This window comes from Streptomyces canus (assembly GCF_041435015.1).
GTDB lineage: Bacteria > Actinomycetota > Actinomycetes > Streptomycetales > Streptomycetaceae > Streptomyces > Streptomyces canus_G.
Genome location: NZ_CP107989.1, coordinates 4,911,722 through 4,932,735 on the forward strand (window position 1 = coordinate 4,911,722; position 21,014 = coordinate 4,932,735).

The window sequence follows — 21,014 nt, forward strand, 5'->3', positions numbered from 1 at the left end:
GCCGAGCGCGGCGGACGCCGTGTCGGATCGGCGCCCTGAGTGCGAAGGGAGTCGCCGGTGTCCAGAACCAGGACCGGCCCGGCCACGGCCCGCGGGGAGCGTCGTGTCGAGCGCCGCGCCCACGCGGACTACACGGGCGGTGTCTACGGATCCATGCTCGCGGCCTCCGTGGTGATCGGCGCCGGCTCACTGGGCTCCTTCCCGCGCACCGAGATGGTGCTGCTGCTGTTGCTCACCGGCCTGGTGTTCTGGATCGCGCATGTGCATGCCCAGCTGTTCGGGGCACGGCTGGCGCAACAGGCTCTGGACCGCCGTGTCGTCCTGCACGTGTGCCGCGACGAGTGGCCGATCGTCAATGCCGCCGTCCCGCCGGCCGTCGCGGTGGCCGTCAGCCCGCTCCTGGGCCTCGACGTGCGAGGTGCCCTGTGGCTGGCTCTGTCCGTCGCCGTGGCCGGGCAGGTGGGCTGGTCCGTGGCCGCGGCACTCCGCGCCGGTGCTTCGCGGCGGCTGCTGGCCGTCACCGCATCGGTCAATCTGCTGCTGGGTCTGCTGATCGTCTCCTTCAAGATCGTTCTGACGCATTGAGAAGAGGACGGTCACCTGTACCGGGTGAGGCTGGAAGGGGCGCGGAGGCGCACGATCGCAGGGAAGGGCACCGTCCGCCTGTCCCAGGCAGTCCATGGGAGGACAGCTCGTGCGCTATGAGATCCGCGTCGAGGGCCATCTGTCGGAAACGCTGGCCAAAGCGTTTCCGGAGCTGGGCCACGTCGTGATGTCCGGCCAGACCGTCCTGTTCGGTCCCGTCGTGGACGAAGCGCACCTGTACGGGCTGCTGGCACGCTGCCAGTCACTGGGACTGCGTGTCCTGGAGATGAGGCAGCTGCCGGAGTGAGGGGACGGGGGGGTGTGCGGTGCCCCGGCAATCTCACTGGTCGTCCGCATCTGGCGACCTCGACGGCCCGCGGTGCTGCCGGCGCAGCCCCGTCTGGACAGCTCCCGCCAGCACCCGTGCGGCGACGCCCACGAGCAGCAGTCCACCGGCCATCTGCACCATCGTCAGCACTCGCCCGGCCTGGGAGCGCGCCGTGATGTCCCCGAAGCCGACGGTGCTGAACGTGGTCAGCGCGAAGTACAGGGCGTCCGTCCTCGTCAGCGGCTCGCTGAAGGAGCCCGGGGTGAAGTGTTCCAGCAGGTAGTAGCCGCAGGCGAAGAGCACCAGGAACAGCGGCAGTGTGGCGGCCAGGGCCTCGACGGCCCGCAGACGCGGGTGGGGCGAGCGCATGATGGCCCGCACCTCCCACCAGAACATCAGCAGCACCGCCGCCGAGCCGCACGCGAGGAGCGCCGAGAGGCCGGCCGTACCTCGCTCGTTCAGCGGCAGCAGGTAGTAGGCGGTGACGAGGCCGGCGGCGATGAGCACGGCGCGGACGAGGGCGATGATCGCCGCCCGGCGGCGGGTGCGGTCCGGTTCGGTCCGGACCGTGCTCGGGTCGCTCATCTCGTGTCCGTTCGTCGCGTCCGGCCGCGAGGCCGAGGGGACAGGCCGCCTGGAGATTCCACCTCACGGTCACGGCCGCGCCGGCGGATCACCCGTGGTGGGTGAGCCCGGCACCCGGCGACAGGCGTGAGCCTGGAGCGGTCCGGCACACCGTTCCCTCGGACACCGCCCCGTCGGCGGTCCGGGAGCGACGCGCTCGGTCGCACGAGGAGGAGCCATGACCATGTCGCGTGATCCGGCGCCGCCCACCGGGCCGGAACCCCCTGCCGGCGGGGCGGACCCCTTCGCGGCGAGTGATCCCGCGGACGTGCTGGCGCGACTGGGCCGCTCATGGACCTGGATCCTGTGCTCGGCGGTCGCGACGCTGGTGCCGGGCGTCCTGGTACTGGTCTGGCCGGAGGAAACCCTGCATGTCCTGGCCGTCCTCATCGGGCTGTACCTGCTGGTGACCGGGGCGTTCCGGTTCGTGGCCGTCTTCGGCCGGGAGGAGCACGGCGAACGGATCCCGGGGCTGCTCCTGGCCGTGCTGTACGTCCTGGCCGGGGTTCTGAGCCTGCGGAACCCGCTGCAGACCATCACCGCCCTCTCGCTGGTCGTCGGCGTCGTCTGGCTCGTTTCCGGCATCCTCACCCTCTATACGGCCCTCGCCGCCAGGGACCTGCCGCACCGCGGAGTCGTCCTGGGCGCCGCGGTGCTCGCCATCGTCGCGGGAATCGTGGTGCTCGCCCTGCCGACGGAGTCGGCCCGCGCCCTGACCCGGCTGCTCGGCCTGTGGCTCGTCCTGCTCGGCCTGGCCGAGGCGGCGGTCGCCCTCGCGTGGCGGGCCGCGCTGCGAAAGACGCACACCACGGGGCCGCACGCCCCCTCCGGGACGGTCTGACACCGCATCCGCCACTCCGGCGCGCGCCGCCGGGGACCGTGCGGCCACCTCCGCGACGGGTACGGGACAGCCGCCGGCCCCCGCCGTACGCGGGCCGAACCCCCGCAAGGTCACCCGCGTCGGGTGAGGCACCCGACCACGGTCGTGTCCACGCTGAGACTGCACGCAACGGCAGCCGGGCCGGCGCCCGGGACGGAGGAAAGACATGAGCACGCAGACGTACCTCGCGTACGACTATCCCCTGCTGAGCGTCTTCTGGAGCATGCTCTGGTTCTTCCTGTGGATCATGTGGTTCGTCCTGCTCTTCCGCGTCGTCGTCGACATCTTCCGTGACGACGACATGAGCGGCTGGGGGAAGGCCGGCTGGCTGGCGTTCACCATCCTGCTGCCCTTCCTGGGCGTCTTCGTCTACGTGATCGCACGCGGCAAGAACATGGGCCGCCGGGAGATGTCCCAGGCCCGAGCACAGCAGGAAGCCTTCGACGCCCGCATCAGGGAGGCCGCGGGCACCACGGAACGGCCCAGCAGCATCGACGAGCTCGCCAAGTTGTCCGACATCCGCGCCCGCGGCGACATCACGGACGAGGAGTTCCGCAGGGCCAAGGAACTGGTCCTGGCCGGCCACGGGCCGGCGGAGCCCTCCGGCTCCACCACCACCGGTCGCTGAGCGTACGTACACCACGAATCGAGGCACAAGATGACTGCGACACACACTCAGCAGGCACACACGGCGAAGCAGGAATGGGCAACGGGCCTGACCGCCTTCGGTGCCGTGATGCTCTTCCTCGTCGGTCTGCTCGGCATCTTCCGGGGCATCATGGCCATCGCCGAGGACGACATCTTCGTCACGACGCGCAACTACGCGTTCCAGTTCGACCTGACCGGCTGGGGCTGGGTCCACCTCGCGCTGGGCGCGGTGGCCGTGCTCGTCAGCATCGGGCTGCTCCGGACGTCGACGTGGGCGCGCGTCCTCGGCGTGGCCATCGCCGGGCTCGTCATCGTCGCCAACTTCCTCTCGCTGCCGTACTACCCGGTGTGGTCGGTCGTGATGATCGCGATCTCGGGCTTCATCATCTGGGCCCTGTGCGTGGTCCAGCGCGACAACCTCTTCACCGTGTCCGACGAGCGTCCGATGTCCGATGACCGTCAGTCGCACCGGATGTCTCCTCCGCCGCACGGACCCGCGTGAGCACAGCGGTCTCAGGGAGCCGCGGTGGTCCGGGACCCGGTGGCGGCCGGGGCGGAGCCGGTGTCCAGGAACTCACGGATCGCGAAGCCCACCAGCACGATGATCGTGGTCCACACCACGACCATCGTGGTCGGGTAGCTCCAGGTGAGCAGGACGACCGCGGCGACCACCAGGATCGCGACCCCGATCCAGCGCTTGAAGCGGTGCACGAACCGCCCGACCGCCCCCAGCCGAAGTCCTTCGGAGACCGCCACGTCGCGCAGGGCGCCGATGCTCCTGCGGCAGCCGTTGCGGACGAGGACGGCGATCCGGGACGGGCCGCTGAGGAAAGCGCCGACGGCGACGATGAGGGCGACGGCACCGAGCGCTCGTACACCGGCGCGCAGGAACTTGATCAGCGCGTCGTACACCGCTCCGGCGGCGGCCGGGGACGCGCCGGAGGGCAGATGGTCGAGGTAGACGTCGCGGAAGACGGTGAGGGTGATCCCGAGGACCAGCATGGCCACGAACACCGCCAACCCGGCCCCGATCAGCGCGTGCCGGCGGTTGAACGCGGTGTACACCCCCGCCGCGGCCACCAGCAGGGCGATGAGGGGCAGCCAGCTGCCCATGATCTCCAGGACCCTCATATAGGTCTTGATCTTGCCGATGTCCTTCGACTGGACCACCACGAAGTCCGTGTGGACGTCCGGGATCTTCGCGGCGACTCCGATACCGGCGGCGACCAACCGGTCCTTGACCTGGGCCACGATCGGTGCCACGTCGATGGCCACCTCGTCGTCCTTCAGCGAGACCGCGCCACCGCCCTCGCCCGTCAGGGCCTTGTCGACGGACGAGTGCACCCTGCGGTTGGCCTCCACCCAGACCTTCTCGAAGGCACTGCTGCTGACCACCCGCTCCACGGTGCCGCTGACCAGCTGCGTGAGACCGCTCGTGATCGGCCCGTCCAGGTTTCCGACCAGCTGGGCCGCCTTCGGCGGCACGCCCTTCTCCGACACGGCGTCCTGCAACTGTTTGACCAGCGCGTCCACGTCGATCTTGGCCAGCACCACGTCGGTGACCCGGTTGGTGACGGCCTTCTGCACATCCGGATTCGAGGCCAGCGGTCCCACCGTGGCGACGTAGCGGTCGGTGTCCCGCACGATGCTGTTGGCCCAGACCGCGATGACGGACAGCAGCGACAGCAGGGCCGCGAAGAGGATCAGCAGGACGGAGCCCGTGGACCGGAAGTAGTGATGCCGTGCCGCCTGCGGGTGGGCGCCACTCTCCAGGGCACCTACGCGGTGCCGCAGTTCATCCAGTTCGCTGCGTTCCCGATTCGAGAGCGGCTCGTCGCCTGTGTGCGCCATGGCACCAGAAGATCCGTGCGGTGCCGAACGCGCGACCCGTGTGCGCCCGACGGGTGAACCGCGCACGACGTGCGGCCGCCCCGGTGCGGTGATGCAATGGCAGGGGGGAGCGGACACGAGCCCAGAAGGTGACGCCGTGAGCGACACATTCGATGAAGTCGACACATCCGGAGCGATGGGACCGATCGACTATCTGGTCGTCGAGTTCCCCGGCAACCGCATGACCGGCGAGGGCTTCCCCCTCCTGGTCGATCTGGTGGACCGCGGCCTGATCCGGATCCTCGACCTGACGTTCATCAGGAAGGACGCCGACGGATCCGTGACCGGCCTGGAGATCGGCGATCTCACCGGCGACGGCGAACTCGACCTGGCCGTCTTCGAGGGAGCGTCCTCCGGCCTGCTGGGTCAGGACGACCTCGTGGAGGCGGCCGCCGCACTGGAACCCGGCAACTCCGCCGGCGTCCTGATCTACGAGAACCTCTGGGCCGCGCCCTTCGCCGCCGCCCTGCGACGCGGCGGTGCCGAGCTGGTCGCCTCCGGGAGGATCCCGGTGCCCGCCGTCCTGGCCGCGCTCGACGCGGCGGAAACCGCGCCCTGAAGAGCGGGGGCACGGGGAAACGAGAAGGGAGATCACCATGCCTGGACTCCTCCGAGGGGTTGCCCGTACGGCCGTTGTCGCCGGCACGGCGACCGCCGTGTCGAACCGCGTGTCCCGTCGGCAGCAGGGACGATGGGCGGCCCAGCAGGGACCCCAGGAGCCGGCACCACAGCCGGCACCGGCGCCTCCTGCCGAACCGGCCGCTCCGGCACCCCCCGACATGACCGACAAGATCGAACAGCTGAAGCAGCTGGGCGACCTCAAGAGCCAGGGCCTTCTCACGGAAGCGGAGTTCGAGGACCAGAAGCGCAAGCTCCTCGCTTCCTGACCCGCGACGCCGATCAACGCCGACCGCTCCTCGGCCAGGACCTTCTGCTCGCCGGCCAACGGCACGCTCTGCGCCGGCACCGACGGCGGCCGGACCTTCACCGCGCTCACCACGATGCGATCCGCCTCCGCTCTCGGCTTCGGCAAGGGCGCGCCGGGCGCCTCCTGCAAGGGCGCCACCTGGCTCCGCCTCAACGACGACGCCCGGTCGGACCCGACGCACGGGCGGGGCCGACCGGTTCTGCGTGGAGTGCGTCCGAGGCATCGCTCGGCCATTTCGGAGCCGAACACTCCGCAGTAGGATTGACCGCGGGTTGGTTCACTCTCACGTGCAACCACCCGGAAGGGCGACTCCGGCGTGTTTGCGCCGGAGTCGTTGTCACCGCCGTCGGCGATTTCGACGTAGGGCCCCCATCGGTGCCGGAGCCACAAGATCGGTGTGCTCGAAGCGGTCTACGTGGACACCACCGCCGACGAACCGGCCGTGGCCACCGTCCGCACCGGAGCTCTCGCCCGCCGGCGCCTGGTCTTCGTCCCCCTCGACGACACCACCGGACGCGGTGGTCGCCGCGCTGCTCGCCACGGTCGGCGAGGTGACGGTGGCGGCGGGGACCGTCCGGCGCAGGGTCACCTTGCCGGTGATGTCCGCCGCCGCTCGGCCGGTGACCGTGTCACGCGCGGTCAGCGTCCAGGTGTAGTTGCCCTCGGCGGCCGCGCTGCCCGTCGGGGTCGTGCCGTTCCACACCGGGGCGACCTTGCCCGTGGTGGAGGTGCCGGTCAGCGAACGCACGTGCGTGGTGCCGGACTTGAGGGTGAGCGTCCAGCTCACCGGACGGTCGTAGGCAATACCGGCTGTTGCGTGAGCTGTCCGCTCAGCGGACCACTAGCGGCGAGCGGGACGCTTGATGCCTGCGCGCCCTGCCTTCTCGGTTCGCTCGGGTCCGGCGTTGGCGCGGTCCTCGTCCCTCGCGGCCCAGTCCCTGGGCTGGAGGAAGAGCAGCTCACCGCTGCCCGGCACGATCATCGCGCCGCCGAAGGGCTCGTCGCCGGCGAACCAGACGCCGTCCGTGATGCCGACAGGCCACCGGCCACGCCCCAAGGCGTCCTTCGCACACAGCGTGAAGGGGGTGCCGTCCTGATCTCCGAAGCGCAGGTAGAGCGTGTGGGTCGACTCCATGCCGATCTTCTCGACCGGGGTGCGGAATGCGAGCGGGTAGGTCCGGAACACCTTCGAGCACTTCCGGGTCAGACTCAGGCGGCCCGCGAGAAGGAACAGCGTCCACAGCATGCCGAGCATTCCGACAATGGCCACCGGCAGCAAATAGTCGATGTGGAACACGAAGAGTTGGACCCACAGCAGCAGGAACACCGGGAAGAACTTGAGGAATTTCTTCAGTGCGACACCGTAGTGGTAGCGGACCGCGCCCCCGAAGTCCGTTCCGTCGGTCGCGTACGGCGCGGGCGGGGTGTCCGACTCCAGACCGTCTTTCCATCGTTCTGGCACTGTCATCCGAACGGGCTCCCTTCGTCTGCCCCTGAGCCGGAATCCGAGAACGGGACCTCGGCAGGGTCCGGCGCCGCCGGGTCGTCGAACGTCACCGTACGCGCGACGCCGAGCAGCACGCCGCGGTAGTCGTCGGCGAGCTCCACCGCCGGGGTGACCAGCTGCACGGTGATGATCGACGAGGTGCGGGCAACCGGGATCGCCACCGTGCCCTGCCAGACGGTCTCCTGCACGGGGTCGTCCTGCCCCTCGGGGGGAGCGGTCGGCGCGAGCGTGGTCCGTTCCGTCTCCAGCAGGTACCCGGTGCCCACGGGCAGCTCCACGGGCACGATGCCGTTGTCCGGACCGGTGCTCATCATCTGGAGGAGGACGGCGTCTGGATTGGCCCCCGAGGTGGGGACCGTGGAGACCGTGAGGACGGACAGGTTGGCCCCGCCGTGTTCGTCCGGGTGCATGCCGAGCGCGCACCCCATGACCTCCTGGCTCCGCAGCATCGTCACGACGCCGGCGTACAGCCGGAACACCTGGTCGGCGCGGTCCCGCAGGCTTTCGGGAAGTGCGCTGAGCTGCCGGGCCACCTCCTGGATGCCCTCGGGTGACGGATGGAGATCCAGCTGGAGGTACCCGTAGGGCAGCCCGTACCAGAACACCGGCTTCGGTTCGGTCTCCACTGTGTCAAGGAACCCCTTCACAGCCTGATCCCCGCCATCAGTTGTCCGACGTCCCTCGCGATGTCCGTCGCACCGTCGACCAGACCGGTCGAGGCGGCCACGCCCTTCGTGATCTCGGACGCATCATGTCCGGGGCCGTCCTTCGGGAGCACACCCAGGCTCTCCAGGGACGACGCCATGTTCGCCGCCACGTTGACACCGTTGACGGCGTAGTCGAGCGCTCCTGTCATGGGGTCGGTGGCCACATCAAGAGCCTTGTAGCTGAACGCGGGCACGATCTCCCTGCCGAACGCGCCCAGCTTCGAGCCCACCGACAGGGCCTCGCCGCCCTCTCGTGCGACCGCCGCCGCGAGACCCGCCTCGCTGCCGGCCTTGGCGAGGGCACCGACGCCGGGCACCATGCCGAGGCTGTCACCGGCCAGCGAGGCCCAGGCGAACACGCCTTCCTTCAAGCCGTACTCGCCCATCAGCGAGTCTCTGAAGTCCTCGCTCGCAAGGTTCTTGGCCATGGAGACCGCGCTCGCCGCGACCGCGATACCGGCGAAGACCGGCGCCAGCGGGGTGGGGAGCAGGGCCAGCAGTCCCGCGATGGCGCCGATGGTTCCGGCGTGCTCCACGAGGAATTCGCCGACCGCCTTGAGGCCCTCACCGATGGCGCTGAGGGCCTTGCTGAACCACCCCGGCTCCTTGGGGGCCAGCTTGTCGTCCGCCTCGTCGAGGCTGCGGGCGACGGCCTCGGCCGCGTCGGTGTGGGTGCCCTCCAGCTCCTTCGCCTTCGCGATGACGTCGTTGTAGGCGGTGTTGGCGTTGTTGAGGTGGGTGGTGGCCGCGTTCAGTTCGCGCTCGGCGGTCCGCAGCCGCTCCGTCGCGGCATCCGCCTCCGCCTGGCTGGGGTATTCCTTGCCCGCGAGCTTGAGGTCCGGGTTCCCCTTGGCCTGGTCGTAGCGGGTCCGGGCCTTGTCGACGTCACTCTTGTTCTCGCGCGCGGCATCGTCGTACTTCTTGGCCAGGTCGCGGTGGGAGGTCAGATCGCCTTCCCATGTGCCCAGCGCCGCAGCGGCTTTGCCGAGCGAGTTCCCGGCGTTCATCATGGCGGTCTTGAGGTCGCCGTCCAGCGTGTCCCGGAACGCGCTCGCCGCGTCTCCCTGCCAGCTGGAGCTCGCCCCGAGCAGATATTCGATCTGCCGGTGGCAGTTGTCGAGCGTGTCGGCCGCGGACTTCACCTTGCGGTAGAGAGAGGTGACCTGCTCGGGAATTCCGGGTACCGGGTTCCAACCGAGGCTCGGATACGGATTGTTGCCCACCGACTACTTCCCCCCGGTATTCGCGGCGTTGGTCTCCTCCATCTTTTTGAGGGCCTGCGAGAGGTTCTCCTCAAACTGCTTGTAGCTCAGCGCGGTCTTCTCCACGCCTTCGTCGACCGCTTTGATCATGTCCTTCAACTGGCCCGTTCCGTACTTCCATCTGTTCTGGAAGGTCTCACACGCCTCGTCCAGCCGTGGAGTTCCGATCTGCTCGGCTCCGACAGCGGAGAGCGCGGTGCGCGCTTCCTCCAGATCCGTAACGGACTGTTTCAACACCTGGCCAAAGGAGTTCAACTGGCCCAGGTCGACCTTGAATTCATCCGCCATGCGGCGACCCCCTTCTTCGACGGCGAGCCGGTCCCGTGCCGCCGGCGCGCGTCATCGGACTAAAGTACTGGCAAAGTCCGGGACGATGGCATCGAGTCGAACAAGGCACATCTGCTTCTTCAGGTCCTTACAACTCGTCCACGCAGGGGGAGCGACGCAGACGTGCGGTCGGCCGGATGTCCGGCCGACCGCACGTCGGGGATCCGCAGCCGTCAGGATGCGGGTGATGGTTGGGAACGGATCACACCGGTATCAGCTGCCATTGCTGGTTGGCGCCTCCGCCGGCCGTGTACTGCACGACCTTTGCGCCGTCGGTGGCGTCCCAGTTGTAGTCGTCCGCCACCAGCCCGCTGTCGTGGCTGACGATCGTGAAGTACCCGTCGCCGTTGGGGCGCAGGTACCACTGCTGGTTGGTGCCGCCGCCGGCCGTCCACTGCTGAAGCTGGAGCCCGACGGTCGAGGAGTAGCCGTCGACATCCAGTGCCTTGCCGCTACTGACGTACTTCAGTGTGTACGCGCCCCCGGGGGCGGTGTTGATGGTCCAGGCGCCGCCGTCCGATTTCTGGACGACCTTCGCGCCGTTCTGGGTCACGTCACCGGTGACGGAGAGTGCCTTGCCGCTGTTCCGGTTGACGAGGCGGTAATTCGTGCCCGCCACCGGTTGGTTGACGATCTCGAAGCGGTCGACGGTGGCCCAGTCGTGCGTCGCGGCGGCCCGTTGGGTGCCGGTGACGCGCACCTTGATCGTGTGCTTGCCGGAGGCGAGGCGGGGGCTGGTCCACACCGATACGTCGCCGGTGCGCGCCGTCGAGTACAGGTCGACCAGTGCCTCGTTCCCGCCGTCGACCGAGACGCCCACGATGCCGTGGCTGGGCGCGGTCACGGCGTGCAGCGTGACGCCGGTGCCGACGAAGTTCAGCGTCGCCGTGTCGCCCGTGGTGTCACTGTAGGAGTTCGTGCCGGCGTACGGGCCGCTCTCGTTGTTCGCGTGACTCCAACCGCCGCTGTAGTTCACCTCGGTGGCGGCGTCGTCCACATTGGTCGCCGCGTTGCCCAGGTTGAGGTACTCGACCGAGTCGGTGAACGTGGTGCTGCCCGACTTCGTGGTCGACAGCTCCAGGTAGACGCGGCTGCCGTTGGCCGGTGCGGTGAACGAGATCGGTCGGGTGACCCGGTCGCCGAGCGGGATGGTGAGGGGCTCGCTTCCGGACGCGATGACCGTACCGTCGGGCCGGTCGAGTCGCGCCGTCCAGTTCAGGCCGACGGAGGTACCGCTGAAGTCGTCGTTGAAGACGGTGATGTTCCGGGTGACGGTGCTGTTGAAGTCGTAGGTGTCCACCTTCTCCGGGAGCGGGAAGGTGCCGTCCGCGTCCGACTGGCCGGATGCCGACCAGTAGGGCAGGTCGATCGCGGCGACCGGGTTGAACGCGGCCTGGATCCGCTGGATCTGCGGGTTGCTCCACGGGGCGGACAGGTTGTCCTCGCCGTAGACGGGGTGACCGCCCTCCTCGGGGACGAAGTCGGTGCTCCTCACACCGGGCACGAAGCTCGCCCATCCGGACAGCAGGGTGTAGGGGCGCAGGTCACTGGCGTCCTTGGCGCGCTTGGCGATCGTCGCGGTGGCGAACCACTCGAAGCCCTGCTTGGTGTTGGACGCGTTCCAGACGTACTCGCCCTCACCGTCTGGCCGGCCGGCCAGGTCGGCACGCGCCTCGCCGTACTTGCCGATGCCATCGATGTAGTGGGAGTAGACGGCGAAGTTGCCGTTCAGCATGGTGGGCCACGGGTTGGTGTTCCAGGCGGTGTCGGCGCTGACCGGCCGGGTGCCGTCGTTGCCGTTCATCGCCGCGTACAGGTCCTTCTCGAAGGACTCGGAGTCGAAGCTGCTGATGTCCGACTCGTTGCTCTGGCTCCAGCGGATGATCGCGGGGTGGTTGCGGTCACGCAGGGTCAGCGCCTTGGCGTGGTCGACCATGTTGTCGTGTCCGGCGACGAAGTCCTGGCAGCTGCAGGTGCCGCGGATCGCGGTCTCGTCGATGACCATCAGGCCCATCTCGTCGGCCACGTCGAGCATGTACGGGCTGCCCGGCTCCTGGTGGATGCGGACCACGTTGTAGTTGAGCCGCTGATAGTTGTCGACCGCCTTCGGCCAGCCGCCGTTGCCCGAGGAGGGCGGGAGGAAGCCGGGCAGCGTGTCGTAGGCGTCGCCCTTGCCGCCGTTGTCGATCCGGTCGTAGTCCGCGCCCTGAAGGCTGTCACCGCGCAGGTTCACGCGTACGCCGTTGAGGTAGTAGTACTCGCCGTTCTGGGTGGTCTCGCGGAACCCGAACCGGTACGTGGCGTCGCTGGTGCGGCCGTCGTCGGTGGCCGCGTGCACCGACAGCTTGTGCAACTGGGCGCGGTACCCGGAGCGGTAGGGCACGTTCGGCCACCAGTACGAGGAGGAGCCGAGGTTCCACGCCACCGGGCCGACCGTCACCTTGGCGGTCGAGTGGGCGGCCACGGTGACCGTCTTGCTGGGCAGCGACGGGTAGGTGAAGGATCCGCCGCTGTCCGAGGCCAGCGAGCCGGTCAGCGTCACCGACCGCGAGCTGCCGGAGGTGTTGGTCACGGACACGTCGTAGGTGAGGGTCTTGTCGGTCACGGAGGTACGGACGAACGTGTCGCTGACGTACACCGCCGGGTACACGCGCAGGAACGCCGAGCGGTAGATGCCCTGCGGGATCGCCTCGGACCAGTTGGCGGCGTCGGGAACCAGGACCTGATTCCCGCTCGCGTTCTTCAGGGCGTAGCGGCCCTTGACGTTCACGCTGATCGTGTGGGTGGTGCCGGGGGCGGCGAAGGCGGATATGTCGAAGTTCGACTGCGTGAAGGAGGTGGTCTGGGTGGCGACCACCTGCCCGTCCACCGACAGCGTCGCCTGATGGTTCACCGCGCCGAACTCGATCCACACCGACTGCGGCTGCCCCGTGTCCGGCACCGTCACGGTGCGCGAGTACGTCGCCTCGTTCACGTCGGTGAAGCCCTGCTTGTACCAGCCGCCGCCGGGCACCGTGATCGACGTCGCCGCGCGGCCCTTCGGCGTGAAGCTCCACGTCCCGGCCAGGTCGACCGACCTGATCGCGGCGTTGCCCGCGGTGAACCCGTTGATGTCCGACACGGTCGTGGCGGACGCCGATTGCGGCACCGCCAGGATCGCGGCGAGCAGCGCCACGACGGTCACGAGCAGTGGTGCGAAACGTCGCCGGTGTGGCGGCGGTCTGTGCTGGGACATGATCACCTCTCGGTGTGCGGCTTCCAGAAATGTGAGCGCTAACATCCGCAGCCCGGGCAGCGGTCGGTCAGGCCCGTCGGCCTGTAAGAAACGGAGACATGGGGTGTATGTATAGGGCGCGTCGGAAGCGTTGTCCATGCTCAGGACAAAAAAGATCGCCTAGTACGGCGCTTACCTGTGGTTACACTGAAATCGCCGTGAACCTGCGGTGACCTGGCCGCTCCTCTCGCCCCTCTTTCATAGGATGTATCGCACGGCGATTCTGGGAGCCGTCGGCCCCGCGACGGCCAGCGCCGCCAGACAGCCGTCCGGCACCGGTAGATCGCACACCGACCAGGTGCCCGGGATCTGCCCGGACGGATCGCGGACGACGCGGGGATCGGCGTCAGTGTCGGTGTCGGCATCGGTGAGCACCGTCAGGCCCAGGCCCTGGGCGAGGCGCGCGCCGGCCGCCTTGACCACGGCCTCCTTGCGGGTCCACAGCCGCAGGAAACGTTCGGCGCGTTCCGTGGGCCCGGCTGCCGCGGCCACGAAACGGGCGTCGGACGCGGGGAAGAAACGCTCGGCGAACGGCTCGACCTCCAGGCCCGGCCGCAGCCGGTCCACATCGACCCCGACCTCCTGGTGCCGGGTCACCGCCACCAGAGCGAGCTCACCGGAGTGGGAGAGGCTGAACCGCAGATCGGTGCTGCCCGCGAGCCGTGGTTTGCCATGACGTCCCCGCCGCAGGCGCAGTTCCTCGGGAGGAACATCGAGACAGCCGGCCAGAATCAGCCGTAGTGCTCCATGGGCGATGACGAAACGCCTGCGGTCGTTCTCGAAACGACAGCGGTCGGCGCGCTCGGCCTCCCCCTCCGACAGGATCCGCGACAGCCTCGCCACCGTTGCCGGCGGGCCGTCCAGCGGCACCGTCCAGACATCCACCCCGGGGGCGTCGATGCCGTCAGTCACGGCGGAGATGTCCCTGGACCAGGCCGGTGAACAGGTTGAGCTTCTGGATGTTGCCGGTCCCCTCCATGAACTCCACACCACGGGCGTCCCGGGCGAGCTTGTCCAGCAGGGGATGGTCCAGGCGGGCGCCGGGACCGAAGCAGCCGAGCGCTTCGAGTGTCGCCTCCTCGGCTAGGCGCGAGGCGCGTGCCTTCGCCGCCGACGCCAGGGAGCCGGCGGCCGGATCGTTGTCGTCCACGGCGATCGCCGACCGCCAGATGAGCTGCCGGAGCTCCGTCAGGCGGAGGCCCAGCCGGTCGAGCCGGTGCCGTTCGGCCGTGTTCAGGGTGCGCCGATTGTCCAGGACGTACTCGTACGCGGCCCGCGCGATGCCCAGACCGAACGCGGCGACGCCGGGACGCAGGCGGTTCAGCCCCTGTACCGCGCTCCACATGCCCCGCTGGGTGGCCCGCAGATGCCTGCCGAGGACCTGGCCGGCGGGCACGCGTACGTCGTCGAGGGTGACGGCGGTGATGCGCAGGCCGCGCAGTCCGATGGTCTCCAGGGGCTCGGCGGTGAACCCGGCGGCCGAGGTCTCGGTGAGGACCGCGGTCACGCCGAGCGGCCCCGGACGGGTCCGGGCGAAGACGATGCCCAGGTCGGCGCGGGCCGCGTTGCCGATGTAGCGCTTGGCGCCCCGGAGCACGAAGTGGTCGTCGCCGTCCGGGGTCAGGGTGGTGTTCATCGCCCCCGCGTCCGAGCCGCGGTCCGGCTCGGTCAGCGCGAAGAAGGTCCAGGTGGGCTTCTCCATGATCCGGCTGTAGAACCACTTCTTCTGCTGCTCGTCGCCCATGGCGTCGACCAGCACACCCGACATCACCGGCCCGGGCGCCGCGAGCAGCATGCCGGCGTCGCCGACCGCCACCTCCTCGGCGAAGACGACCCGCTCCAGGGTCCCGGTGCCGTAGAAGGGACGCCCGTCGATGACCACCGGGTCGGGATTGAACTCGGGCGGCACCGTCATCCTCGTCAGGTACGACACGATGGCCACGTCCAGATGGCGGTGGATCGCGTCCGGGTCCTGGTCGAGTTCCAGGGCGAGGGGCTTGAGCTCCTGCGCCCACGCGCGGGCCTGGCGCCGGATCGCCAGCGTCCTGTCGTCCAGCTCGATCATGCCGCTCCCCCGTGCTCCCCCGCGCGGGCCGACCCGAAGTGGACGTCGGCGATCAGCTCGGACACCCGGGCGACCTGACCCGGGCCGTCCGCCAGGAAGCTCACGGCGCCGAGCAGCCGCAGCAGCATCCGGTCGGTCTCGGTGATCTGGGCGTTCAGGTCGGCCAGGACGCCGTCGTCGAGGTCGCCCGGCGTGGCGCCGGCCAGCATGGTCTCGATCTCCAACTGCTCGATCACCGCCTCCGCGACGCCGCCCTTGACCATCTGCTGGTGGAGCAGTTTCGCGTCGCCGACGGTACGGCCGCCGAGATGGGCGAGCACCGCGTCGAGCAGCCGCTCCGAGAGGCCGAAGCGCAGACAGGTCAGCCCCAGCGCCCATGCCGCCCGTTCCTGTCGAGGAGTCCTGGACACGCGTGGTTCTGCCCGGCTCCGCAACGCGACGACGGTGCCGCCCTCCACCGTCAAGGTCGTCACGACGTCCCCGGTGCCGGCACCGGCGACGCCCGCGGGCACCACCACGTGCCCACCCGGCCCGCGCGGCGGCCCGCCGTCGCCGACGGTCTCGCACAGCAGGGTCAACGCCCGGACGAGGCCGTCCTGGCGGGCGGTCCGCCGGTACCGGATCCACGCGTCGGCGGCGGCCGTACGGCCGGTCATGTCCCCTCCTCGAGATCCAGGGTGCTCGTGCACAGGTACCGCAGCGTGCTGTCGTATTCGGCGACGACCAGGCGGCGGGGCCCGGCTCCCTCGCACTCGGGGAGCACGTCGGCCAGGGCCGACCAGGGGCCGGTGCACGGGCGGCCCGGCGGCGCGGAACGCACGTCGAACGCCGCCCCGAACTGTTCGGCATCGAGGCCCTGGCCGGTGACGAGCGTGACGGGCCGGCCGGCACCGGCGCCGTCGGGCTCGTTCAGTACGGCCTCGAGCGTCGAGCGGACCGCGTCCGGCGCGACACCGGCGAGTTGCCGCGTCACCGGTTCGCCCGCTCGGCCCTCGGGGCCGAGGAGCAGCGCCACCGCGCAGTCCTGCAGGGGCACGTCCCGCGCCCCCGTGGTGTCGTACAGGAAGGTCCGCTGATCGAGGAGGACGACCAGGGCGCGCCGGAAGGCGTCGGCGGTGGCGTACTCCGAGACCAGGCGCAGGGCCGTGAACCCGGCGGCGGTCCCCTGGTCCGAGAGGGTGAAGGCCAGCGGGTCGCCGGGCAGTACGTCGGCCAGATGGCAGGACGGGGAGCGGCGCGGATCGGCGTCCGGGACGGTGTGGGCCACGAGCACCAGATCCAAGGGCTCCTGAAGGGGCGGCAGGTCCGCGATCAGGTCCTGGGTCATCTCGAGGAAGGTGTTGCGCTCGCCCCGCTCCAGGAGCTCCGGGCGGAACTCCACCGGGTACGGGCGCACGAGGTCGGCCTGCATCCGGGCCAGGCTCGGCTCCACCGGATCGGGCAGGAAGGGCCTGCCACCGGAGAAGGTCCGGACGACAGGCCGCGACAGGCGCAGCGGTGCGCGCCGGGCGGGAGCCGGTGCGTCGGCCGGGCCGGGAGACGTGGTGAGGTACATCGGCGGTCAGGCCCCGGCCTGCTCGCCGGCCTGTTCGGCGGCCTGCTCCTGGACGAACGTGGCCAGCGTCCCCACCGTCTTGAAGTGGTGCTGCTCGAGGATGTCGGTGTCGAACTCCATCTCGAGCTCCTCCTCTATCGTCATGAGCAGCTCCAGCACGGTCGTGGAGTCCAGGCCGAGTTCGTCGAACAACCGGCTGTCCTCGGCGATGGTGTCGGGATCGACCTTCATCGCCTTGGCGAGCGAGCCGGTGATCGTGGCGACGGCCCGGCCGTACAGGTCGGCGGTGTCGGCGTCCGGTGTGGTGTGCTGCATCGTTCACCTCTCGTGTGTCGTGTTGTCCTGGGGGTCAGTGGGGGACATCGGCCGCGTCGTGCGCGGTCGGGTCGTAGAGTCTCTGCCGCTGCAGGAGGTCGTCGGGACTGTCCCGTTCCCGGACCAGATGGCACCGCCCCTCGTGGACCAGCACCTCGGCCGGGTAGCCGTGGCTGAGGAACAGCCCGGGTGAGGCGGTCGGGCCGTAGGCCCCGGAACGGTGCACGCCGATCAGGTCGCCGGGCCGCACCGGCGGCAGCGGGACCTTCTTCCCGATCGTGTCGCCCGGGGTGCAGAGCGGCCCGGTGATGTTCCACTCCTCGGTCGGGAGTTCGTCGAGCCGGTTGAGCACCGCCATCGGGAAGTTGCGCTTGACGAACGAGCCGATGCCCACGGCCGCCATGTGGTGGTGGGTGCCGCCGTCGGCGACCGCGAACCGCTCCCCCATCGAGGTCTTGGTGTAGCGGACGCCCATGACGTAGGTGCCGGCCTCGGCGGTGAGGTAGCGGCCGAGCTCCATGATCAACCTGGTGCCGGGGTGCCGGGCCGTGAAGTCCTCGATGACGGGGTTGAGCCCGTCGGTCAGCACCTGGGCGTCCAGGTCGCTCTCGCCGTCGAAATAGGAGACGCCCAGGCCGCCGCCCACGTCGACCATCCGCAACTCGAGGTGCAGCGCGGCCGCCAGCCGCTCGGCCAGGTCGAGGATGCGGGTGGTGTTCTCGACGATGACGGCCTCATGGAGGATCCGGGTGCCCATGTACACCTGCACCCCCATCACGTCGACGTCGGGGAACCGTTTCACCAGGTCGGTCTGTCCGAACAACTCCTCCTCGTCGATGCCGAACTGGCGGGGCTTGCCGCCCATCGCCAGCCCGGAGCGCTTGACCGCGAAGCGCGGGTTGACGCGCAGTGCGACCTGCGCTCTCACGCCCCGCTCCCGGGCCAGCTCGTCCACCAGGGCCACCTCGGGAATCGACTCGCATACGACGGCGTGGATCCCGGTGTCCAGGCAGGCGGCCAGCTCCTGGCGGCTCTTGCCCGGGCCGAGGAAGATCACCTGCTGCGGTGGCACGCCGGCCCGGAGCGCGGTCGTCAGTTCCACCAGTGACGAGACCTCGGCCCGCGCGCCGAACGAGTGCAGCAGCGCGCAGATCGAGATGTTCGGGTTGGCCTTGAGCGAGTAGAAGATCTCCATGGCCGGGTGCAGCCGGTCGCGCAGCCCGTGGAACCGGTCCCGCAGCACGGTCCCGTCGTAGACGAACAACGGGGTGCCGTACCGCCGGGCCAGCTCGGACACCCGCACGCCCTGCACCTGGAACTCGACGGTCATCCTCGTTCCTCTCCCCGGAGCGGGTCCGGCGAAGTCCGCTCCGGTTCGCCGGCGCCCTGAAGGGGCGCGGGGCTGTGGTCACATGCGGCTCCGCCGCGGGGCGCGACCGGCCACGACGGCGCCGCGGACGGCTGACGGCCCCTCGCGGCACTCCCGGCGGAGCGCCTGGTGCTCTCCGCGAGAGCGGCCAGCCTGCGGCCGACCTCGTCGTCCAGTGCCGCCGTCCGGTCCGCCGAGTCGGCGACGACGACCCCGTGGAGACGCCCGGTGAAGTCCGTCTCAGGGGCCCGCTCGCCGGGCGGCGCGGCCGCGTTGACGGTGGCGTGGTTGTTGATCAGCAGCCCGGTGCCCCGGGCGGGGTCGAACAGCAGGTCCGCCAGGGCGCGGCGGAGCGACCCGAACGGCAGCGGCGCGCCGAGCCGCAGGGGGTATCCGCGCACCAGCGCCGTGCTCCCGGACCCGATGAAGGCCTCCTGGATCGAGGCCTGGTACGTGGACATGTTGTGGCGCGCGTTGATCTCGACGATCGGGTAGAGGCCGCCGTCGGGATCGACCATCGCGTCGACGCCGACGACCCCGAAGTAGCCGTCCTCGGCCAGCCGTCCGCCCAGCAGCCGGGAGACCTCCGTCAGCTCGGCCGTCTGCCGTTCGGTGAGCCGCGCCGGGATCCGGTGGCCCAGGTGCACGCCTCCCTCGGTCAGGGCCTCCTTGACGAAGTCGACGTGCACGCGGCCGTCCCGGCCCACGGTGAACTGGTAGTTGAGGTCGGCGCGCTTGGCCACCCACTCCTCCACCACCAGGCCGGCCCGGTCGTCCCCGGCCTTCCGCGCCCGGCCGCGGATCATGCGGTGCAGCCGGTCCAGGCGGCGTTCTTCCTCGACCACCTCGATGCCCTTGCCGGAGACACCGAAGGCGTCCTTGAACACGACCCGGCGGCCGTCGGCGAGCAGCGCGCGGGCGGCCTCGACCGCCGCGTCGAGCTCGGCCAGGCTCGCGCAGGTCCAGCCGCGGGTCTGCCGGATGCCCAGCTCGCCGGCCAGCCGCCGGCTGTAGATCTTGCTGTTGACCGCCTTGCAGATCGCCGCCGGCGGGGCGGCCAGCGCGATCCCGGCCCGTTCGGCCAGCCGCTCCTCCAGCTCGCTGACCCCGTGCGCGCAGACCACGCCGGCGCGCGCACCGATCCTGCCCAGCTCGCGCAGCACCGGCCGGTCCTCCAGCGCGTCCTGGGTGACGGTGCTGCCCGGGTCCTGGTGCTCCACCACGAGCAACCCCGGCAGGTCGAAGCCGAGTTCCTCCAGATGGCTCAGGTAGTCGGGGTCGGGTTCGCCCTTCAGTACGACGTGGTCGCCCTTGCCCGCGAGCAGGAGGGCGAACTCGTCCATCCGGTTGACGATGACGCTGCCGGAGCCGAACGTCAGCCTCGGCAGCCCGGGTTCGCCGCGGGCCCACTGGTCCTCGACCTCGAAGTTGCCGAGGAACACCAGCTCCGCGTCAGGGTTCCCGGTCAGGGCCGCCTTCAGGCGGCCGGTGAAATGCCCGGTCATCTCGCCCGTGCCCCTTTCAGTGCTCGAAGACCATGGCCGAGAAGGTCGAGCCGAGACCGACCGTGGCGAGCAGATAGCGGTCCCCCGGGCGCAGTCGGCCGAGGTCGAGGGCGGTCCGGTAGTTGATGAAGGGGTCCGCGCAGAAGCAGTGCCCGGTGACCGGCACGTTGTCCAGGAAGATGCGCTCCAGCGGGAGCCCGAGATGTCGGGCGAGCCGCGCCCATGACAGCCGGTTGACGTTGTGCGGGAAGACCACGGCGACGTCGTCCAGTCCCAGGCCCGCCTTCGCGACGGCCGCCAGCATGACCTCGGCCAGCGCCTCGGTGTAGATCTGCTGGTATTCGCCGGCCAGTTCGTCGTCGAGCGACAGGCACTCGTAGAAGCGGCCGTGGGTGCGGGCGGCGTAGCTCAGCATCCGGTCCCGGTCGTCGCGGATGCCGACGAGCACCGCGGCCGCGCCCTCGCTGTTGGCGGCCGTACCCGGCACCGTCTGTGCGGCCAGGGTGAAGGTCTTCTCGCCCGTGAGGACCAGGGCCAGGGCGTCCGGATCACCGTCGCTCGCCAGCAGCTTGCCGACCAGGTCCACCGCCAGCAGCCCCGAGGCGCAGGCGTGGTGGGTCACCGCGAACGCCGTGGCGTGCCCGAGCCCGAGCGCGTCACGCACCTCGTGCACGGGGTTGACCGGATGGGGGACAACCACCGGCATGGTCCGCGCCTGGACCACGTACCGCACCCGCTCCTCCCTGCCGCGCAGTCCGTCGAGCTTGCCCGCGGCGGCCAGCAGCAGATCGGTGAGCGTGCCACCGGGCTCGCGGCAGACCTCCGCCAGGCCGTAGAAGCGCCGGTACACCTTCATCTCCGCGGCGCTGAGGCCCAGTTCGTCGCTCAGCTCACCGATGGGTATGCGTGCCGACGGCAGGTGGGCCGCCACCTCCTCCAGCGACGTCATCGGCTCTCCCCCGACGGGGACGCCTGGGCGAGCGTCTCCTCCAGGTGCCCCGCCAGGGCGTCGATCGTCGGGTGGTCCCAGGCCACGGTCGGCTCCAGGGCCAGTCCGAGGTGGTCCTCGATGTCGCCGCAGAGGATCAGCGCGTAGACCGAGTCGAGACCGTACGTCGTCAGCGTGGCGGTGGTGTCGATGGCGGCGGCGTCGAGTTGTGCGTAGTGGGCGACCCGCGCGCGCAGCCAGCTCCGCAGTTCGGTGTCCGGCGGGGCCGGTTCGGGGGTGTTCATCGCCTTCTCCTT

23 protein-coding genes and 2 pseudogenes are annotated in these 21,014 nt (G+C 70.1%); 9 read left to right on the forward strand and 16 right to left on the reverse strand.

Annotation, left to right across the window (positions count from 1 at the left end; translation table 11 throughout):
• The first annotated feature begins 57 nt into the window (after window positions 1–57).
• Window positions 58–585 (forward strand): hypothetical protein, encoded by a 528-nt coding sequence (locus OG841_RS22255; protein ID WP_328639902.1) that lies wholly within the window; start codon window positions 58–60, stop codon window positions 583–585.
• Between the two features lie 109 nt (window positions 586–694).
• Window positions 695–892, forward strand: coding sequence for a hypothetical protein (locus OG841_RS22260; protein ID WP_020276994.1), 198 nt, complete (start codon window positions 695–697; stop codon window positions 890–892).
• Between the two features lie 33 nt (window positions 893–925).
• On the opposite strand, the gene OG841_RS22265 is transcribed toward OG841_RS22260, so the two are convergent.
• Window positions 926–1,498 carry a potassium channel family protein gene (locus OG841_RS22265; RefSeq protein WP_328639901.1) on the reverse strand — a complete coding sequence of 191 codons (573 nt, stop codon included), beginning with the start codon at window positions 1,496–1,498 and terminating at the stop codon, window positions 926–928.
• A 217-nt stretch (window positions 1,499–1,715) separates the two neighbouring features.
• Between OG841_RS22265 and OG841_RS22270 the strand changes: the two genes are divergently transcribed.
• From OG841_RS22270 to OG841_RS22280, 3 genes are all read left to right on the forward strand, one after another.
• Complete coding sequence (locus OG841_RS22270) at window positions 1,716–2,378, forward strand: HdeD family acid-resistance protein (protein WP_328639900.1); 663 nt, start codon at window positions 1,716–1,718, stop codon at window positions 2,376–2,378.
• A 205-nt stretch (window positions 2,379–2,583) separates the two neighbouring features.
• Window positions 2,584–3,045, forward strand: coding sequence for an SHOCT domain-containing protein (locus OG841_RS22275; protein WP_328639899.1), 462 nt, complete (start codon window positions 2,584–2,586; stop codon window positions 3,043–3,045).
• Between the two features lie 30 nt (window positions 3,046–3,075).
• On the forward strand, window positions 3,076–3,567 hold the full coding sequence (locus tag OG841_RS22280; RefSeq protein WP_328639898.1) for a DUF7144 family membrane protein: 492 nt from the start codon (window positions 3,076–3,078) through the stop codon (window positions 3,565–3,567).
• Window positions 3,568–3,578: 11 nt separating this feature from the next.
• On the opposite strand, the gene OG841_RS22285 is transcribed toward OG841_RS22280, so the two are convergent.
• Window positions 3,579–4,916: a hypothetical protein gene (locus tag OG841_RS22285; protein ID WP_328639897.1), complete on the reverse strand. Its 1,338-nt coding sequence runs from the start codon at window positions 4,914–4,916 to the stop codon at window positions 3,579–3,581.
• A 175-nt stretch (window positions 4,917–5,091) separates the two neighbouring features.
• Here OG841_RS22285 and OG841_RS22290 point away from each other — a divergent pair, with 175 nt between their 5' ends.
• The 4 genes and pseudogenes from OG841_RS22290 to OG841_RS22305 form a co-directional block, all read left to right on the forward strand.
• Window positions 5,092–5,514, forward strand: coding sequence for a DUF6325 family protein (locus OG841_RS22290; protein ID WP_069764702.1), 423 nt, complete (start codon window positions 5,092–5,094; stop codon window positions 5,512–5,514).
• 37 nt (window positions 5,515–5,551) lie between these two features.
• Complete coding sequence (locus OG841_RS22295) at window positions 5,552–5,842, forward strand: SHOCT domain-containing protein (protein WP_328639896.1); 291 nt, start codon at window positions 5,552–5,554, stop codon at window positions 5,840–5,842.
• Window positions 5,843–5,860: 18 nt separating this feature from the next.
• Window positions 5,861–6,046: pseudogene (locus OG841_RS22300) on the forward strand (hypothetical protein); the annotation flags it as partial.
• 219 nt (window positions 6,047–6,265) lie between these two features.
• Window positions 6,266–6,394 (forward strand): annotated as a pseudogene (locus OG841_RS22305) (PRC-barrel domain containing protein); the annotation flags it as partial.
• Window positions 6,395–6,724: 330 nt separating this feature from the next.
• Here the strand turns inward: OG841_RS22305 and OG841_RS22310 are convergent.
• The 14 genes from OG841_RS22310 to OG841_RS22375 form a co-directional block, all read right to left on the reverse strand.
• Window positions 6,725–7,351 carry a hypothetical protein gene (locus tag OG841_RS22310; protein WP_328639895.1) on the reverse strand — a complete coding sequence of 209 codons (627 nt, stop codon included), beginning with the start codon at window positions 7,349–7,351 and terminating at the stop codon, window positions 6,725–6,727.
• The gene (locus tag OG841_RS22315; RefSeq protein WP_328639894.1) at window positions 7,348–8,016 is read right to left on the reverse strand and encodes a hypothetical protein; all 669 of its coding nucleotides are present in this window, start codon (window positions 8,014–8,016) and stop codon (window positions 7,348–7,350) included. Before OG841_RS22315 ends, OG841_RS22310 begins: the two co-directional genes overlap by 4 nt.
• 17 nt (window positions 8,017–8,033) lie before the next feature.
• A complete protein-coding gene (locus tag OG841_RS22320; RefSeq protein ID WP_365123552.1) occupies window positions 8,034–9,320 on the reverse strand; it encodes a WXG100 family type VII secretion target in 1,287 nt (428 codons plus the stop codon).
• A 3-nt stretch (window positions 9,321–9,323) separates the two neighbouring features.
• Window positions 9,324–9,647: a hypothetical protein gene (locus OG841_RS22325; protein WP_328639892.1), complete on the reverse strand. Its 324-nt coding sequence runs from the start codon at window positions 9,645–9,647 to the stop codon at window positions 9,324–9,326.
• Between the two features lie 241 nt (window positions 9,648–9,888).
• On the reverse strand, window positions 9,889–12,921 hold the full coding sequence (locus OG841_RS22330; protein ID WP_365123549.1) for an RICIN domain-containing protein: 3,033 nt from the start codon (window positions 12,919–12,921) through the stop codon (window positions 9,889–9,891).
• Between the two features lie 237 nt (window positions 12,922–13,158).
• Window positions 13,159–13,872 (reverse strand): 4'-phosphopantetheinyl transferase family protein, encoded by a 714-nt coding sequence (locus OG841_RS22335; protein ID WP_328639890.1) that lies wholly within the window; start codon window positions 13,870–13,872, stop codon window positions 13,159–13,161.
• The gene (locus OG841_RS22340) at window positions 13,865–15,025 is read right to left on the reverse strand and encodes an acyl-CoA dehydrogenase family protein (RefSeq protein ID WP_365123545.1); all 1,161 of its coding nucleotides are present in this window, start codon (window positions 15,023–15,025) and stop codon (window positions 13,865–13,867) included. The genes OG841_RS22335 and OG841_RS22340 overlap by 8 nt, the downstream gene beginning before the upstream one ends.
• Entirely contained in the window at window positions 15,022–15,681 is a 660-nt protein-coding gene (locus OG841_RS22345; RefSeq protein WP_365123542.1) for a hypothetical protein, read from the reverse strand. Before OG841_RS22345 ends, OG841_RS22340 begins: the two co-directional genes overlap by 4 nt.
• Window positions 15,678–16,580, reverse strand: coding sequence for a hypothetical protein (locus tag OG841_RS22350; RefSeq protein ID WP_365123539.1), 903 nt, complete (start codon window positions 16,578–16,580; stop codon window positions 15,678–15,680). Before OG841_RS22350 ends, OG841_RS22345 begins: the two co-directional genes overlap by 4 nt.
• Before the next feature lie 6 nt (window positions 16,581–16,586).
• Window positions 16,587–16,895: an acyl carrier protein gene (locus OG841_RS22355; protein ID WP_328639886.1), complete on the reverse strand. Its 309-nt coding sequence runs from the start codon at window positions 16,893–16,895 to the stop codon at window positions 16,587–16,589.
• Between the two features lie 34 nt (window positions 16,896–16,929).
• Complete coding sequence (locus OG841_RS22360; RefSeq protein ID WP_328639885.1) at window positions 16,930–18,225, reverse strand: type III PLP-dependent enzyme; 1,296 nt, start codon at window positions 18,223–18,225, stop codon at window positions 16,930–16,932.
• Window positions 18,222–19,769 carry an ATP-binding protein gene (locus tag OG841_RS22365; protein WP_328639884.1) on the reverse strand — a complete coding sequence of 516 codons (1,548 nt, stop codon included), beginning with the start codon at window positions 19,767–19,769 and terminating at the stop codon, window positions 18,222–18,224. Before OG841_RS22365 ends, OG841_RS22360 begins: the two co-directional genes overlap by 4 nt.
• 16 nt (window positions 19,770–19,785) lie before the next feature.
• Window positions 19,786–20,718, reverse strand: a complete 933-nt coding sequence (locus OG841_RS22370) for a 3-oxoacyl-[acyl-carrier-protein] synthase III C-terminal domain-containing protein (RefSeq protein ID WP_328639883.1) — start codon at window positions 20,716–20,718, stop codon at window positions 19,786–19,788.
• On the reverse strand, window positions 20,715–21,002 hold the full coding sequence (locus OG841_RS22375; protein WP_328639882.1) for an acyl carrier protein: 288 nt from the start codon (window positions 21,000–21,002) through the stop codon (window positions 20,715–20,717). Before OG841_RS22375 ends, OG841_RS22370 begins: the two co-directional genes overlap by 4 nt.
• Between the last annotated feature and the right edge of the window lie 12 nt (window positions 21,003–21,014).

Bases quoted from the DNA above. Each gene is read 5' to 3' on its own strand.
- OG841_RS22375 (WP_328639882.1), bottom strand. From the start codon at position 21,002: ATGAACACCCCCGAACCGGCCCCGCCGGACACCGAACTGCGGAGCTGG.
- OG841_RS22275 (WP_328639899.1), top strand. From the start codon at position 2,584: ATGAGCACGCAGACGTACCTCGCGTACGACTATCCCCTGCTGAGCGTC.
- OG841_RS22265 (WP_328639901.1), bottom strand. From the start codon at position 1,498: ATGAGCGACCCGAGCACGGTCCGGACCGAACCGGACCGCACCCGCCGC.
- OG841_RS22280 (WP_328639898.1), top strand. From the start codon at position 3,076: ATGACTGCGACACACACTCAGCAGGCACACACGGCGAAGCAGGAATGG.
- OG841_RS22355 (WP_328639886.1), bottom strand. From the start codon at position 16,895: ATGCAGCACACCACACCGGACGCCGACACCGCCGACCTGTACGGCCGG.
- OG841_RS22340 (WP_365123545.1), bottom strand. From the start codon at position 15,025: ATGATCGAGCTGGACGACAGGACGCTGGCGATCCGGCGCCAGGCCCGC.
- OG841_RS22285 (WP_328639897.1), bottom strand. From the start codon at position 4,916: ATGGCGCACACAGGCGACGAGCCGCTCTCGAATCGGGAACGCAGCGAA.
- OG841_RS22360 (WP_328639885.1), bottom strand. From the start codon at position 18,225: ATGACCGTCGAGTTCCAGGTGCAGGGCGTGCGGGTGTCCGAGCTGGCC.
- OG841_RS22350 (WP_365123539.1), bottom strand. From the start codon at position 16,580: ATGTACCTCACCACGTCTCCCGGCCCGGCCGACGCACCGGCTCCCGCC.
- OG841_RS22330 (WP_365123549.1), bottom strand. From the start codon at position 12,921: ATGTCCCAGCACAGACCGCCGCCACACCGGCGACGTTTCGCACCACTG.
- OG841_RS22365 (WP_328639884.1), bottom strand. From the start codon at position 19,769: ATGACCGGGCATTTCACCGGCCGCCTGAAGGCGGCCCTGACCGGGAAC.
- OG841_RS22370 (WP_328639883.1), bottom strand. From the start codon at position 20,718: ATGACGTCGCTGGAGGAGGTGGCGGCCCACCTGCCGTCGGCACGCATA.
- OG841_RS22345 (WP_365123542.1), bottom strand. From the start codon at position 15,681: ATGACCGGCCGTACGGCCGCCGCCGACGCGTGGATCCGGTACCGGCGG.
- OG841_RS22295 (WP_328639896.1), top strand. From the start codon at position 5,552: ATGCCTGGACTCCTCCGAGGGGTTGCCCGTACGGCCGTTGTCGCCGGC.
- OG841_RS22310 (WP_328639895.1), bottom strand. From the start codon at position 7,351: ATGACAGTGCCAGAACGATGGAAAGACGGTCTGGAGTCGGACACCCCG.
- OG841_RS22290 (WP_069764702.1), top strand. From the start codon at position 5,092: ATGGGACCGATCGACTATCTGGTCGTCGAGTTCCCCGGCAACCGCATG.
- OG841_RS22270 (WP_328639900.1), top strand. From the start codon at position 1,716: ATGACCATGTCGCGTGATCCGGCGCCGCCCACCGGGCCGGAACCCCCT.
- OG841_RS22325 (WP_328639892.1), bottom strand. From the start codon at position 9,647: ATGGCGGATGAATTCAAGGTCGACCTGGGCCAGTTGAACTCCTTTGGC.